The following is a 14,525-nucleotide window of genomic DNA, read 5'->3' as shown; positions in this document are numbered from 1 at the left end:
ACCGGCCGCTCCCGGCCGTGCCGACAGGCCGCTCCCGGCCGTGCCGACAGTGGCCCCGGATCGCGCCGCTCAGGCATCTGAGATCAAGCTGGACTACGCTCGGCATATGGCGAGTGTTGATCCCAAAGCCGTCCTCGAGGGGCGAATCCCCGGCAGGCCTCCTATCGGCCTCATTCTGGGTCTGATCATCTCGTCCCTGTGCGCGCTCCTGGTGCTGGGCCTCACCGCGGTGTTCGGTGGCCCCGGCTTCGAGCTCGGCCTGCTGCTCGCCATCCTTCCGGTGCCCCTCCTGGTCTCACTGATCCTTTGGCTGGACCGGCTGGAACCCGAGCCGCCGCGCGACCTCGCGCTCGCCTTCCTGTGGGGAGCCGGCGTTGCCGTTCTCGGCGCGCTCGTGCTCAACACGCTCGGAATGATCTATGTCACTGTGCCGATCTTCGGTGAGACCAAGGGACATTTCGTCAGCGCCGCGCTGGGTGCTCCGGTGATCGAGGAATCGCTCAAGGGCGCGGTGCTCTTCGGTCTGCTGTGGTTCCGCCGCGACGAGATCGACGGCTTCGTCGACGGCATCGTCTACGCGGCGCTGGTCGCCATCGGCTTCGCCATGATGGAGAACCTCACCTACTACATGCGGGCCTACGAGGAGGGCGGGGCCGCGCAGTTGCAGGGCGTCTTCATCCTTCGGGGGATCTTCTCCCCGCTCGGCCACCCTCTCTTCACCTCGATGACGGGCCTCGGAGTGGCCTATGCGGCCACCCACCGGGGTGGGGGCCGGATCATCGCCCCGGTCGCCGGGCTGCTCGCCGCCATGACCCTGCACGGACTGTGGAACGCCTCGACGGTCCTCGGGCTGAGCGGGCTGGCCATCGTCTACCTGCTGGGCTTCTGCATCCTGGTCGCACTGGCCGTCGTGGTGCTGGTCGAGCGGCGGCGCACGGTCCAGCTGATCAACCGCTATCTCCCCGCGTACTACGACACCGGGCTCGTCACCTCGCAGGACGTGTGGATGCTGGCCCGGATCCCGGCCCGGCGCGCGGCCCGCCAGTGGGCCCGCTCCGTCGGCGGCCGCCCCGCCACCAGAGCGATGGCCGACTACCAGCTCGCCGCGACCGAACTCGTACTCCTGCACCGGCGGGCCGAGCGCGGCACGATCGACCCGGCCAAGTACGAGCAGCGGCACGAGGCGTTGATCAGTCTCATGGCGCTGGCCCGGCAGGCCTTCCTGCGCACGCCGGTCCGGCCCGCCGTTCCACCCTGGGCGGGACATGAGCCCTCAGGGTTCCACCCCCCGCGCATCTGACCTTTCGCGGGGATACCGGCGGGATACCGGCGGGCGGCCGAGGGGCGGCTGAGGGCCGCCGAGCGGGGCGCCGGGCAGGGGGCGGAGTGGAAGGGCCCGCGGGTGCTCATACGATGTTCACCGTGGCAGCGCAGTCCGAGAACCTCCTCATCAAACTCCGGGACGCCGTCTGGCATCCGACCCCCGCCTCGATGCGGCTGCTCGCCCTGCTCGGGGTGATCACGAACGCCGGCATCATCGTCAGCGGGGGAGTGGTCCGGCTGACCGCGTCGGGCCTGGGCTGCCCCACCTGGCCCAAGTGCACGGGAGACAGCCTCGTGCCGACCTCGACGCCGCACCATTCACCGGTGAACATGGCGATCGAGTTCGGCAACCGCACGCTCACCTTCCTCGTGCTGGCCGTGGCCGTGGCCGTGTTCGTCGCCGCGTACCGGCTGCGCTCTCGACGCCCCGCTCTCCTGCCGCTCGCCGCGCTCCAGCCGCTCGGGGTCGTTTCGCAGGCCGGTCTGGGCGGGATCACCGTGCTCACCGGCCTGCACCCGGCCACGGTCGCGGCGCACTACATGCTGTCGGCGGCACTGGTGCTGGCCGCCGTGGCGCTGCACACCCGGGCGGGAGAGGGCGACGAGACGCCTCGGCCGCTCGTTCGCCCCGGGCTGCGGCGGCTGGCGTTCACGCTGGGAGTCGTCGTGGTCGCGCTGCTGGCGGCGGGAACGATCGTCACCGGGTCCGGGCCGCACGCGGGTGACGACGAGGCCCCCCGGTTCGGGTTCGAGATCGAGCAGGTCGCCCGGGCGCACGGTGCGCTGGCGTGGGCCACCGTCGCGCTGACCATCGCCCTGATGATCGGGCTGCGCCGGGCGGCCGCCCCGGGCGCGATCCAGCGGCGGGCCGCAGTGCTGTTCGCGGTCGAGCTGGCACAGGGCGTCATCGGCTACGTGCAGTACCTCATGGGGGTGCCCGCCGTGCTGGTGGGCCTGCACATGCTCGGCTCGGCGCTGATGTGGATCGCCACCCTCCAGGTGATCTTCGCCCTCCGCGATCGCGGCCCTCGCGCCGACCGGCCCGCCGGCGACGCGGGCGGCCGGCGGGTCCGGGACACCGGGCCACCGGAACCCCCGGACCCGGGCGTGGCGGACCGCTCGGGCACCACCGTCCCGGCCTGAGCAGAACCGGCTTCCCCGCCGAGCGGCGATCTCGCGTCGGCCCGCTGCGCTGACGGCGGTCAGCGGCCCTTGCGCAGGAACTCCCGGAGGCGCTCGAGCGGCCAGGTGTTGATCACGTCGTCGGGCGTGAGCCAGCCGCGCTGGGCGATCCCCATGCCGTACCGGATGTTGCGATGGTGCACCACGGCGTGCGCGTCACTGTCGATGGCGAACCGCACGCCGTGCCGTTTCGCCCGCCGGATCAGCTCGGCCGGCAGATCGAGGCGATCGGGAAAGCAGTCGATCTCGAGCGCCGTCCCCGTACGGGCACAGGCTCTGAACACCTCGTCCCAGTCGGCCTCGACCGGCGGCCGCCGCCCGATCAGCCGGGCGGTCGGATGGCCGATGACGTTGACGTACGGGTTCTCGCAGGCGGTGACGAAGCGGCGGGTCATCTCCGCGCTGTCCTGGGTGAAGTGCGAGTGCACCGAGGCGACACACACGTCGAAGCCCTCCAGGAACTCCGCGGGCCAGTCGACGCCGCCGTCCGGGTCGATGTTGAGCTCGGTGCCGTGCAGCAGGACCATGTCCGGGTAACGCTCCTGAAGCGCGCGTACGGCGTCGCGCTGCGCGAGCATCTTCTCGTCGGTCATGCGCTGCATGTAGAGGTTCGGCGCGTGATCGGTGATCGCGTAGTACTCGAGCCCGCGCTCGGCGGCCGTGGCCACCATCTCCTCGAGCGTCGCGAGGCCGTCGGTGAGGTCGGTGTGGCTGTGCAGGTCGCCACGGAGGTCATCGGCCTGGACCAGGCGCGGCAGCTCGCCGGCCAGGGCCGCCTCGATCTCACCGCCGTCCTCGCGGAGGGTCGGCGGGATCCACGGCAGGCCGAGCCGCTCGTACACGTCCTCCTCAGTGGACGAAACGATCAGGTCGCCCGACTCGGCCTCGAACAGCCCGTACTCCGAGAGCTTCAGCCCGGCCCGGACGGCGATCTCTCGGATGTGCACGTTGTGCTGCTTGGAGCCGGTGAAGTACTGCAGGGCCGCGCCCCACGAGGCCAGGGGCACCACGCGCAGGTCGACCTGAAGCCCCTTGATGGTGCGGACCGAGGTCTTCTTGTCGCCACGGGCGATCACCTCGGAGACGATGGGGAGCGAGACGAAGGTCTCCATCAGCGGAGCCGGATCGTCCGAGGCGGCCAGCACGTCGATGTCGCCGATCGTCTCCCGCATCCGGCGCAGTGATCCGGCGTGGGCGCACCGCACGCAGCCGGCGACGTCCCCAAGGGCTGAGACGACCTCCTCGGCGAGCTCGGTCGCCAGGTCGACGAGCACCCGGCCGCCGGACTGCTCCAGCAGGGCGATCCCGTGCAGGATGTTCTCCTCGGTCTTCTCACCGAAGCCCTTGAGATCGCGTACCCGGCCCTCGTCGATGGCCGTGGCCAGCTCGGCGACCGAGGTCACCTGCAGGCTCTCGTACAGCACCATGGCCTTCTTCGGGCCGAGCGTCGGGATCGCGGTGAGCGCTCGTACCCCGGCGGGGATCTGGGCGCGCAGGGCCTCGACCTGCCTGATGGTGCCGGTCTGCTGGTAGTCCAGGATCTTCTTGGCGATCGCCTCACCGACGTTCGGGATCTGCTTCAGGCCCTTGAGGTCGAGGGTGGACACGTCCTCGGGATGGCCGCTGACGGCCCGCACGGCCTTCTCGTACGCCCGGACCTTGTAGCCCTCACCGCCGGTGATCGATAGAAGGTCCGCCAGCTCCTGCAGAAGATCCGCCACTTCGTCGTTCGCGCGTCCCATGCCACCGAGTCTAGGGTTCACCTCCGACAGCGAAGATCACCTCCTCCGACGTCCGGATCGGGCCCGATCCGCCCCTTGCGACGGCGCTGATCTTCGAACTACTCTTCGCCTGGTCAATCCGACGTACGGGGTAAATCTCGCATCTCGCCCAAGCTGTGGCCAGGCCGGAGCACCCGCTGCCCGCGTGTCCGATGCGGGCCGTTCCTGAGGTCACAAGACTCTGAAGATTGAGAACTGGATAGCTGATGGCTGTGGAGCCCTCGGAGCCGGCTGACGGCTTCGGTGAGGATTTCGTCAAGGGTGCGGCATTCATCGAGCCGTCGGCTCGTGAGCGGTCGCGAAAGCCCGGGCCGCTGAGGCGGGCACGTGATCGCAGGTCGGAGCGCCGGGCCGAGAAACGCCGGCGGCGTGCGATGGTCGAGCAGTGGCGCGACCCGCATCACCACGTCAAGGGCCGGTCCAAGACGATGGTGAGCGCGCTCACCGGTGCCCTGAGCGTGGCAGTGATCACTGCGGCGGTGTGGGACGCGCGTGGTGACGCGCCATGGCAGAGGGCCGCTCCGGCCGTCGGCGCCGGGATCCCGCAGATCAGCGCGGACGACCCCTTCGGGGGTTCGCCCGCAGAGGACTACGCCGTCGGAGAAGCGGGGATCGAATTTCCCCGGGCCAAGGCGATGAACGGGCTGTCCGCCGACGACATGGCTCTCGCCTACCTCCACGTGAAGAAGATGGTGGTGGCCGCCAACCTCGATCCGGACACCGTGTACAAGGGGCGGCCCGACGCACTGGCCCGGCTCCTGGTTCCCGAGCAGCGGAAGGACATGCTCGCGAAACTGAACAGCCGGGACCCGGACGAGAACTCCAGGTTCTGGCTCACCAGCTTCGCTCCCAAGACTGCCGAGCGCACCGGCGACGTCGTCAAGGTGCACGGGACGACGAAGGTGCGGAAGGCGAGTGAGAACGGGACACGCGGCGTGATGGTGAAGCTGGATCACAACTTCGTCTATCCGGTGCACCGGCCCGGGAAACCCGGCACTCTCATTCGTGTGGTGGTCCGCCGTACCAGCGAAATCCTCGTCTACCGGGAGGGTGCCGCGGTCAGGCTCTGGCTGTCCTCGTCGGGCACGAGTGCCGCCCCGGTCCGTTGTGACAGCGAGGACGGTTTTCTCCGTCCCATGTATGACGACGGTTCGCAGGGCGGTCCGGAGCCGAGCGGTGCGCCCGTGGATCCCTACGATCTGACGCGGCAGCAAGAGGCGGCGGATGACTGTCAGGCGGTCACCCACACGTGACGACGCCCCGCGTCGCGACCTCTGATCGGTCGCCGTACCGCTCCGGCCCACGCCCGGCCGACCGTGAGGAACGTCATTGAAGCCGCCGGTGGAAGCCCAGGACCGCCCCGGCGGCACCGACGACGGGAAACCGCCCGCAGGGCCACTGGCGTCGCTGTCCGCGCGCTGGGTGATCGTCTGCGCCCTGCTGCTCATCGTCGTTCAGGTGGTGCTGAAGGCGAACCATCTGCGCCATGGCTACTTCCGGCAGGACGACTTCGAGTACGTCGCCCGCGCCGTCGAGCACACCGGCGTCTGGGACTACCTCCTGCGGATGCACGCGGGGCAGTTCATGCCGGGCGGCTTCGGTCTGGTCTGGTTGCTGGTCAGGGTCGACGCCTACGGCTGGGGGCTGACCTCCGCCACGACGCTCCTCATGCAGGTGGCCGCATCCCTCGCCCTGCTGCGCCTGCTCCGGCGGATGTTCGGTACCCGGCCCGCGATCCTCGCCCCGATGCTCGTGTACGCCCTGACGCCGATGACGCTCGGCATCACGGTGTGGTGGGCGGCGGCGCTGAACGCCCTGCCCCTGCAGATCGCCCTCCCGATGGCGCTGCACGCCCACATCCGGTACGTCCGGGGAGACGGATTCAGGCACGCGGTCTACGCGATCGGCTGGACGGTCTTCGGGTTGGCGTTCTACCTCAAGGCCGGCACCATCCCCTTGCTGCTCTTCGCGCTGACATGCGCACACCTGGCCGGGGCGCCGTGGTGGGCCGGGCTGCGCCGGTACGCCGGCGCATGGCTGCTGTACGGGAGCGCCCTGCTCGTCTACGCGGGGATCTACCTGGCGCGGATGCACACGACGACGGTGGAGCCGCAGGCGGCGTCCGCCGAGGCCATCGGTACGTTCGCCGGCCGGCTGCTCGGTCAGACGTTGCCGGTCACCGCCGTCGGCGGTCCGCAGACCTGGATGTCCGTCGGGACCTTCGACTACGCGCTGGCCGCTCCTTCGCGCTTTCTCGTGATCAGTTCCTGGATCCTCATTGCGGCGATCGTCGGGCTGAGCGTGTGGCTGCGCCGCCGCGCGATTCGCGCATGGGCGATCCTGATCGGCTACGTCGTCGTGACCGACGTCGTACCGGTCGCGCTCGGCCGGGTGAACGAGAGCTATGCGGACCTTCTCGGCCTCGAGTCGCGCTACGTCGCCGAGGCCGCGCCGCTCCTGGCGATCTGCCTGGGGCTCGCCTTCCTGCCGCTGGTGGGGGAGAAAGATCCGTATCGCCGCGCGCTGCCCGCATCGTGGCAGGGCACCCCGTTGATCGCCGGTATGTGCCTCGCGGCGTTCGCGATGCACGCGGTGTGGTCGGGGCAGGGCTACACCCGGGCCGTGGACGCGGATCGGGTCCGCGCCTACATCGAGAACGCTCGGAGGTCACTGGAGCAGGTGCCCGCGACGGCCCAGATCTACGAACGGCATGTTCCGGAGTGGGTGCAGTCGGGGTGGACGGGGGAGTACGCCAAGTCCTCTCGGCTGCTGGCCCCGCTGGCGAGCGAGCACATCCGCTGGACGATGCGCGATCCGCAGCCGGCCGCAGAGCCCTTGACCTTCGATGATCAGGGGAGACTGGTGCCGATGGACGTCGCGGACCTCGCGGTCGCCGCCCCAGTCGGCCATCGCGGCACCGGCTGCTGGAAGATGACCGGTGCCACTGTGACCGCGACGATCTCCCGGCCGGTGCCCGCAGGTGAATACGTGGCCCGGTTCGACTATGTGGCGATGTCGGGAGATCAGGCCGAGGTGAGGTTCGGCTCGGGTCCTCCCGTCACCCTCAACCTCGACCAGGGACTGCACGCGATCTACTTTCCGGTGGCCGATCCCGGCCAGACGGTGACGATCACGCGGCTGACCCCCGGAGCATCGCTCTGCCCCACCCACCTGCGCATCGGCATGGCGATCCCGCGATCCACGTGAGCCCGTCGTCCGACCGTGGCGTCCGCTCCGTAGCCTGGTGTGACGGCGGATTCCCGCCGCCCGGGCTCGGGGTCCGCGCATTCGTAGGATCTGACCGCGGGACAGGGCACGAGGAGGGCACATGCGTTCGTTCGCACGAAAGGGATCGGACGGGCCGGAGGGCGCCGCGGGCCGTGGCGACGGCGATGCCGTGGCGCGCGACGCCGATGCGATGATCGCCGAGGCGCGAAAGGCGCTCTGGGTGATGGTCGGCTTCCTCGCCGTCATCTGGGGCGTGCAGCTCGTCAACTGGGCGGTCGGTTACCGCCTCAGCCTCGAGTTCGGCATCAGGAGCCGCGACGTCGCCTCGCTGCCGGACATCGTCAGTGCCCCGTTCCTGCACTTCAGCTGGTCGCACATTGAGGGCAACTCCGGGCCGCTGTTCGTCTTCGGCTTCCTCGCGGCCTACCGCGGGGTCCGGAAGTTCCTCGCCGTGACCGCTCTCATCGTCGCCTTCGCCGGCCTGGGCGCCTGGATCGTCTCGGGCCCCAACACGGTCGGTGCCGGGGCCAGCGGTGTGGTCTTCGGCTACTTCGGCTACGTCATCGTGCGCGGTTTCTTCGACCGGCACCGGATCGACATCGTCATCGGCCTGGTCATGGCGCTGTCGTTCGCGTACCAGTTCTCGGTGATCGTGCCGAAGGAGGGGATCGGCTGGCAGGCCCACCTCTTCGGCTTCATCGGCGGTGTCGTCGGTGGCTGGGTCTTCCGAGAGGGCAAGGGGGGCCGCCGATCCGACAAGGCGACCCGGGCCCTCCCGGAAACACCGTCCGGCTCCACCGCCGCACTGCTCAAGGAACTGGACGATTTCGGTCATTGACCGCCTGATCGCAGCGACGGCACCGGTCGCCGTCCCGGCTTTGCCGTCCCGATCGGTCAGGACACCGATCCGTCAGGACACCGATCAGGCGGCGTGGAGGGGTGGTTCTCCAGGCCGGTCGTGTTCGTAGAGGACGCGTCCGTCAGGTCCTGTGGCGCAGGTGGTGCCGCCCGGGTCGAGCCGCACCTCCCAGCCCCACGTGTGCACGGCGATGAGATGGTGCATCGCGCACAGCGTGAGCAGGTTCCACAGCTCGGTGGGTCCGCCCCGTGACCTGGGCACGATGTGGTGCACCTGGGACAACTCAGCGGGGTGATCGCAGCCGGGGAACCGGCAGCGCCGGTCTCTGCGGCGCACCAGGCGTTCCAGGGGTGCGGGAACGGTCCTGCCGTCGGTGCCCGCGTCGAGCACGATGGCGGGACCGCTCAGCGGAGCCTCGAGCAGCCCGGTACGCAGGTACGAGGCAAGGCCGTTCGGGCCCGAGAGCACCCGGATCGCCCACCGGAGCATGCTCCGCCGCAATCGGACCAGGGTCTCGGCAGGGGTACCGTGGTCACCATCGCCATGAACGCCGCGGATCCCGTGGTCACCGTCGCCATGGACTCCGAGGTCCTCATCAGGAGGACGACCACATGGCGAGCCGGGATGTCCGTCAGCGATGCCGCCGCCATGCCGACGGTCAGCACGAGGACCGCTGTCGGAATGAGCGATGCCCTCGCCTTGAGTGTTGCGGCCGTCATGACCCGTGCCGTCGCGACGACCTGTGCCGTCGCGACCGATGCCGTCGCGGTCGTCGGGGGCCTTGAGGGCATCGAGGGGATCGCAGTTCAGCAGACCCATGGCGGCCAGCCATTCCGCCGTCATCGCATTGAGCGCGTCGTGGTCGACGGCGCCGAGCACGGTGGGCGTGATGATGGAGTCGCAGCTGAGTGCCGCGGCCAGCCTGTCGCTGATCGGCCCGACACCGGCCAGGAAGGCTCCTTGGGCCGAGCTCGTCGCACCGGGCGACCCAGGGGCGCACGCCTGGTCATCGGGCGGGGCCAGACCCGGTGGCAACTCCTGCTCCGGTTGGTCGATCAGGAGCTCGCGGACGGTCTGCCGGCCCCGCAGGCGTCTGCGCGCCAATGCGGTGACCTGCTGCTCGACCCATTCGTCTTCGAGGTGCTCGGCCCCCGGCAGGCTGCGCAAGGTGGCAAGGTCCATGTCGAGCCTCAGGTGCGGCTTGGCCCCACCCCGTTCCGGCATCAGGTCCGAGTCGACGAGGCGGCGCATCGCTTCGGCTAACGCGTCGTGGCGGCGCTGCCGTTTCGTCCGGGTGTCCTCGGGGCCCTTCTTCACCGCCAGCGCCTCGATGACCGTCTCGGTCAGGGAGGTGGCCTCGGCGGTGAGGTCCGCGTTGAGCCTGCCCACCCCACCGAGGGTCTTCGACAGCGTCAGGCCCCGATCGGTGAACCGCTGGGCCTCGTCCCGCTCGGTGCCGCCGGGGCGCAGCTTGCGCAGTGCGACCGTCGCGATGTTGGCCAGGTCTTCCACCGAAGCGCCCGAGACGGCGGCCTCCACCAGGATCTGCTCGACGGCATCCTGGTCCTCGGGGTAGAAGGCGGCGACCGCGTCGCCGATCCACTCGCCGTACGAGACCGAGATCGCCCCATCGATGAGCGCCGCGTGGACATGAGGACGGCTGCGCAGCCGCCGCGTCGCGCTCGCCTGCCGGCGCGCGGCGGCGGGCGTGGCACGGGTGAACCTGGTCAGCCACGCGCCGGTTGATCGCTGGCCATCGGCGCGCGGGCCGTCGCAGGCGTTGAACGCCCCGAGCAGACTCGCGCGGGCTGCGGCGCCCTTGGCGTCGGCACGGGACCACATCCGCAGGCATTCGGCCTGCGCCGTCACCGGCAGAGAGGGCAGATCGTCGCTGTTCAGGAAGTCGTACGCCGCCTCGACCATCGCCAACGCCTCCGCCGCGCAGGACGGCGGGGCCACGGCGAACGGACCAGGCACCACGGAGGGCTCCTTGGGGGCGAGGGCCTTACGTGCTCTGAGTGAGCTGATGACTTCGAACAGTCATAATTTATCGAACTGACGTTCGAATGACAAGGGATGTGGGAGATCCGGCCGAGGTTCCGGGCGAGGCCTTCCGGAGCGGGCATCGATGGGGTCGGCACTCGCGCATCGCCGCGCCCGAAAGCAGGTGACAGGGCAACTCCGGTCAGCTTCGGGCGGGGCCCTCAGCGGCGGCGAAGCGGTGGGGTCATGAACCGCCGGTGGGTCAGCGCAGCGGTGCGACCGGGCCGTTCGGGCGCTCGTGGCGGCCCTCGATGACCGCGCGGGAGATGGCGCCGACCTCGTCGCCCGGAAGGCGGCGGTGCCCGGCCTCGGTGACGGACATGATCACCGGGTGGATGTCGCGGATCAGATCCGGGCCACCGGTCGCCGAGTCGTCGTCGGCGGCGTCGTAGAGCGCCTCCACGCACACGGTGGCGGCGTCCCGCTCGGTGAGGTCGGGACGATGGAGCTTCTTCAGGGCGCCCCGCGCGAAGACCGAACCGGACCCCTCGGCGCAGAAGCCGGTCTCCTCGCTCGGTGCCCCGGTGATGTCGTAGGAGAAGATCCGGCCGGTGCCCGCGTCGAGGTCGTATCCCGCCAGCAGGGGGACCACGGCCAGTCCCTGCATCGCCGGCCCGAGATTGGCCTGTACGAGAGCGCCGAGCCGACGCGCCTTGCCCGCCATGGACAGCAGCGTGGTCTGGGTCTTCTCGTAGTGCTCGAGCTCGACCTGGAACAGCCGGACCATCTCGATCGCGAATCCCACGGTGCCGGCGAAGGCCACGACCGAGTGCTCGTCGGCGGGTTGGACCTTCTCCAGGTCGCGCTTGGAGATCTGGTTGCCCATGGTGGCGCGCCGGTCACCGGCCATCATGACGCCGCCGTCGAAGGTGAGCGCCAGCACGGTGGTGCCGTGCGGCAGGCGGAGCTCGGTGGCCGGGAGGCGGTTCACGGGCAGCAGTTCGGGTGCCCTGAAGCGCAGGAAGTCCGTGAAGGAAGACGAGTCGAAACCGAGGAAGCGGGCCGCGGGAAGGTCACGTCGCTGGGAAGCGGGCACACGTACTCCTTCTGTGGTCCGCTCACCCCCCGCAGAGCGCACGGATCGCGGCCGTCACCGCGTGGTCGAAATGATCCTCGCATGGCCGGGATCACCGCCGCCACCGGGGTTCCGCGCGAGCGCGGAGGCGTCAGCCCTCCGGAGCCGTCGGCCGGTCCTTCTCGCCTCGGGTCGATCCGACACAGGCGATGATCACGCAGCCGATCGCCGCCCACTCGCGCGCGGACAGCACCTCGCCCAGGATGACGAGGCCGACCAGCGCCGCCACAGCCGGCTCCAGGCTCATCAGGATCCCGAAGACCCGGGCGGGCACGCGGCGGAGCGCCTCCAGCTCGAGCGAGTAGGGGATCACGGACGAGAGCAGGCCCACCCCGACCCCGATCAGCAGGAGCTCCGGGGTGAGCAGTGCCGTCCCGCCGGAGGCGACCCCCGCGGGGAGCATCGCGGCGGTACCGATGATGCTCGCGATGGCCAGCCCGGTCGATCCGGCGAAGCGCTGCCCGGTCGCGACGCTGAACATGATGTAACCCGCCCAGCACAGACCGGCCAGGAGGGCGAAGCCGATCCCGATGTACGTGACGTCGCCGCCCGCGCGGGCGAGCAGCAGTACGCCGAGCAGGGCGAGCGCGGCCCACACCAGGTCGACCCGGCGCCGCGACGCCACGATGGCGACGGCCAGGGGACCGAGGAACTCGATCGTCACCGCTACCCCGAGCGGGATGCGGGCCATCGCCTGGTAGATGGAGAAGTTCATCAGGGCGAGGGTCAGCCCGAATCCGGCGACCACCGCGAGATCGCCCCGCGAGTGGTCGCGCAGCACCGTGCGGAGCACGCGGCGGGCCAGGAAGCCGAGCACGATCGCGGAGGTGAGGAGCCGCAGGAGCACGACGCCGTTCGGCGGCAGCCGGTCGAACAGGTTCTTGGCCAGCCCCGCGCCGACCTGTACTGAGACGATGCCCAGCAGGATCAGTGCCGGCGGCGGCACCGCGCCGAGCGTGAAGAGCGGTGCCCGGCGCGCGAACCATCCGCGCCGCCCGTACGAGTCGGGCGTGTCGGCGAGAGCCATGATTTCTACTCCCAGCGGAAGAATCGGGAGGCGAGCAGCAGGCCGGTCACGGCCCAAGCGGTGAGGATCAGCAGTTCACGGGCGGGCAGCCCGGCGCCGTGCTGGAGCACCTGGCGGAGCCCCTCGGCGAGCGCCGAGATCGGCAGCAGTTCCAGCGCGGTCCGTACGCCCGAGGGGAACTCGTCCAGCGGGAAGAGCACTCCGCCCAGCACGAGCAACAGCACGTACACGAGGTTGGCCGCCGCGAGGGTGGCCTCGGCCCGCAGCGTGCCGGCCATGAGCAGCCCGAACCCGCTGAACGCGGCGGTGCCCACCAGCACCAGCAGCAGCGCCGTGAGCGGATCGCCGTGCGGGTGCCAGCCGAGTGAGAGCGCGACGGCCGTGATGAGGGCGGCCTGTAGGAGCTCGACGGCGATCACGGTGAGCGTTTTGGCCGTGATCAACCCGGACCGCGACAGCGGGGTCGCGCCGAGCCGCTTCAGCACTCCGTAGCGGCGTTCGAAGCCCGTGCCGATCGCCTGCCCCGTGAACGCCGTCGACATCACGGCCAGAGCCAGGACGCCCGGCGCGAGGAAGTCCACCCGCTGCCCGGGGCCGAGGTCCAGAAGGTCGGTCGCGCCGAACAGGACCAGCAGCACGACCGGGATGATCATGGTCAGCAGCAGCTGTTCTCCGTTGCGCAGCAACGTACGGATCTCGTACGTGGTCTGCGCGGCGATCAGGCGGCCCGTCGGCGCGGCGCCGGGCGCGGGCATGAAAGTGCTCATCCGCGCAGCTCTCGTCCGGTCAGTTCCAGGAAGACGTCCTCGAGGGTGCGGCGCTCGATCCGAAGGTCCTCGGCCAGCACCCCGTGCGAGGCGCACCAGGTGGTGACGGTGGCAAGGAGCTCGGGCCGCACTTCGCCCTCGATCAGATAGTGCCCGGCGGGGGACTCTTTGGCGGCACTTCCCGCGGGCAGCGCGGCGAGCAGCTCGTCCAGGCCGAGGCCGGCACGGGCCCGGAAGCGCAGTTGCCGTTCGGCTCCGGTCAGCTCGCCGGGGGAGCCGTGCGCCACCACGCGGCCATGGTCGACGATGAAGACCCGGTCGGCGAGGCGCTCGGCCTCGTCCATGTGATGCGTCGTGAGCACCACGGCGACGCCCGCCTCTCGCAGCTCTTCGATCAGTTCCCACGTCGCGTGACGAGCCTGCGGGTCCAGGCCGGCCGTCGGCTCGTCGAGGAAGACCAGTTCGGGTCGGCCGACGATGGCGGCGGCCAGCGACAGCCGCTGCTGCTGCCCGCCGGACAGCCGGCGGTAGGAGGTGCGCGCGTGATCGGCCAGCCCGAGACGCTCCAGGAGCGCGGCCGGGGAGACCGGATGGGCGTAGAAGGACGCGATCAGCCGCAGGAACTCCCCGGCCCGGGCGGAGACCGGCACACCGCCGGATTGCGGCATGACGCCCACACGCGGCTTGAGCGCACGGGCGTCGGCCACCGGATCGAGGTCGAGCACCCGAACCGTGCCGCCGTCGGCCCGGCGGAATCCGGCGCAGATCTCCACCGCGGTGGTCTTGCCCGCGCCGTTCGGGCCGAGTATCGCGGTCACCTCGCTGCGCCGCGCGGTGAGTGAGAGCCCGTTCAGCGCGGTGGTCGCGCCGTAGCGCTTCACCAACGCCGCCAAGTGGACCGCGGTCACGACTCGGCTCGCGGGGCGGGGGGACTCATGCCCCAGAGTCTAGGTGCGACCGATCGTCGCCACGGGGCCGACCTGCCCATGGGGCGGAAGCCGGATTCCTCGGCCACCGGCCGGAGGCGTGGACCAGTGAAGTGGACCAGTGAATACGACATATAGCCTTTAGTTCGCCGCGCCGCCACTCTGTGGCACCGCGTCACAAGGGAAACATCCGTCGCGATTGTCACGGCACTTGCGCGTCGAGCCGCGAAATGATGTTGCGGCGGCTTAGGTAAGTCTTACCTGGGTGAGGTACGACACCGGGATTCGTTTGTGCCCGGGGAAGTAATTAGGCC

The 14,525-nt window shown here is 70.2% G+C and carries 11 protein-coding genes; 5 read left to right on the top strand and 6 right to left on the bottom strand.

The annotated features are described in order from the left end of the window. Positions 1-106: 106 nt before the first annotated feature. Both HKK74_RS19695 and HKK74_RS19690 read left to right on the top strand, forming a co-directional pair. Positions 107-1,300 carry a PrsW family intramembrane metalloprotease gene (locus HKK74_RS19695; protein ID WP_187244711.1) on the top strand — a complete coding sequence of 398 codons (1,194 nt, stop codon included), beginning with the start codon at positions 107-109 and terminating at the stop codon, positions 1,298-1,300. 122 nt (positions 1,301-1,422) lie between these two features. Continuing rightward, the gene (locus HKK74_RS19690; protein WP_312881620.1) at positions 1,423-2,466 is read left to right on the top strand and encodes a COX15/CtaA family protein; all 1,044 of its coding nucleotides are present in this window, start codon (positions 1,423-1,425) and stop codon (positions 2,464-2,466) included. A gap of 59 nt (positions 2,467-2,525) precedes the next feature. On the opposite strand, the gene polX is transcribed toward HKK74_RS19690, so the two are convergent. Further along, positions 2,526-4,247, bottom strand: coding sequence for a DNA polymerase/3'-5' exonuclease PolX (gene polX / locus HKK74_RS19685; RefSeq protein ID WP_187244709.1), 1,722 nt, complete (start codon positions 4,245-4,247; stop codon positions 2,526-2,528). Between the two features lie 245 nt (positions 4,248-4,492). Between polX and HKK74_RS19680 the strand changes: the two genes are divergently transcribed. The 3 genes from HKK74_RS19680 (at position 4,493) to HKK74_RS19670 (ending at position 8,352) form a co-directional block, all read left to right on the top strand. Next, complete coding sequence (locus HKK74_RS19680; RefSeq protein WP_187244708.1) at positions 4,493-5,539, top strand: hypothetical protein; 1,047 nt, start codon at positions 4,493-4,495, stop codon at positions 5,537-5,539. 76 nt (positions 5,540-5,615) lie between these two features. Further along, entirely contained in the window at positions 5,616-7,493 is a 1,878-nt protein-coding gene (locus tag HKK74_RS19675; RefSeq protein WP_187244707.1) for a hypothetical protein, read from the top strand. Positions 7,494-7,614: 121 nt separating this feature from the next. Further along, on the top strand, positions 7,615-8,352 hold the full coding sequence (locus tag HKK74_RS19670; protein WP_187244706.1) for a rhomboid family intramembrane serine protease: 738 nt from the start codon (positions 7,615-7,617) through the stop codon (positions 8,350-8,352). A gap of 84 nt (positions 8,353-8,436) precedes the next feature. On the opposite strand, the gene HKK74_RS19665 is transcribed toward HKK74_RS19670, so the two are convergent. From HKK74_RS19665 to HKK74_RS19645, 5 genes are all read right to left on the bottom strand, one after another. Continuing rightward, on the bottom strand, positions 8,437-10,353 hold the full coding sequence (locus HKK74_RS19665) for an HNH endonuclease signature motif containing protein (RefSeq protein ID WP_187244705.1): 1,917 nt from the start codon (positions 10,351-10,353) through the stop codon (positions 8,437-8,439). Between the two features lie 265 nt (positions 10,354-10,618). After that, on the bottom strand, positions 10,619-11,452 hold the full coding sequence (gene prcB / locus HKK74_RS19660) for a proteasome subunit beta (protein WP_187244704.1): 834 nt from the start codon (positions 11,450-11,452) through the stop codon (positions 10,619-10,621). A gap of 130 nt (positions 11,453-11,582) precedes the next feature. After that, on the bottom strand, positions 11,583-12,518 hold the full coding sequence (locus HKK74_RS19655; protein ID WP_187244703.1) for an EamA family transporter: 936 nt from the start codon (positions 12,516-12,518) through the stop codon (positions 11,583-11,585). Between the two features lie 5 nt (positions 12,519-12,523). After that, positions 12,524-13,285 carry an ABC transporter permease gene (locus HKK74_RS19650; RefSeq protein ID WP_187244702.1) on the bottom strand — a complete coding sequence of 254 codons (762 nt, stop codon included), beginning with the start codon at positions 13,283-13,285 and terminating at the stop codon, positions 12,524-12,526. Further along, a complete protein-coding gene (locus HKK74_RS19645) occupies positions 13,282-14,193 on the bottom strand; it encodes an ABC transporter ATP-binding protein (protein WP_187244701.1) in 912 nt (303 codons plus the stop codon). Before HKK74_RS19645 ends, HKK74_RS19650 begins: the two co-directional genes overlap by 4 nt. Between the last annotated feature and the right edge of the window lie 332 nt (positions 14,194-14,525).

The sequence above is a fragment of the Actinomadura alba genome (genome assembly GCF_014323705.1).
GTDB lineage: Bacteria > Actinomycetota > Actinomycetes > Streptosporangiales > Streptosporangiaceae > Actinomadura_C > Actinomadura_C alba.
Note: the sequence above shows the minus strand (reverse complement) of the source record. Positions and strands in the feature narration are given on the sequence as shown.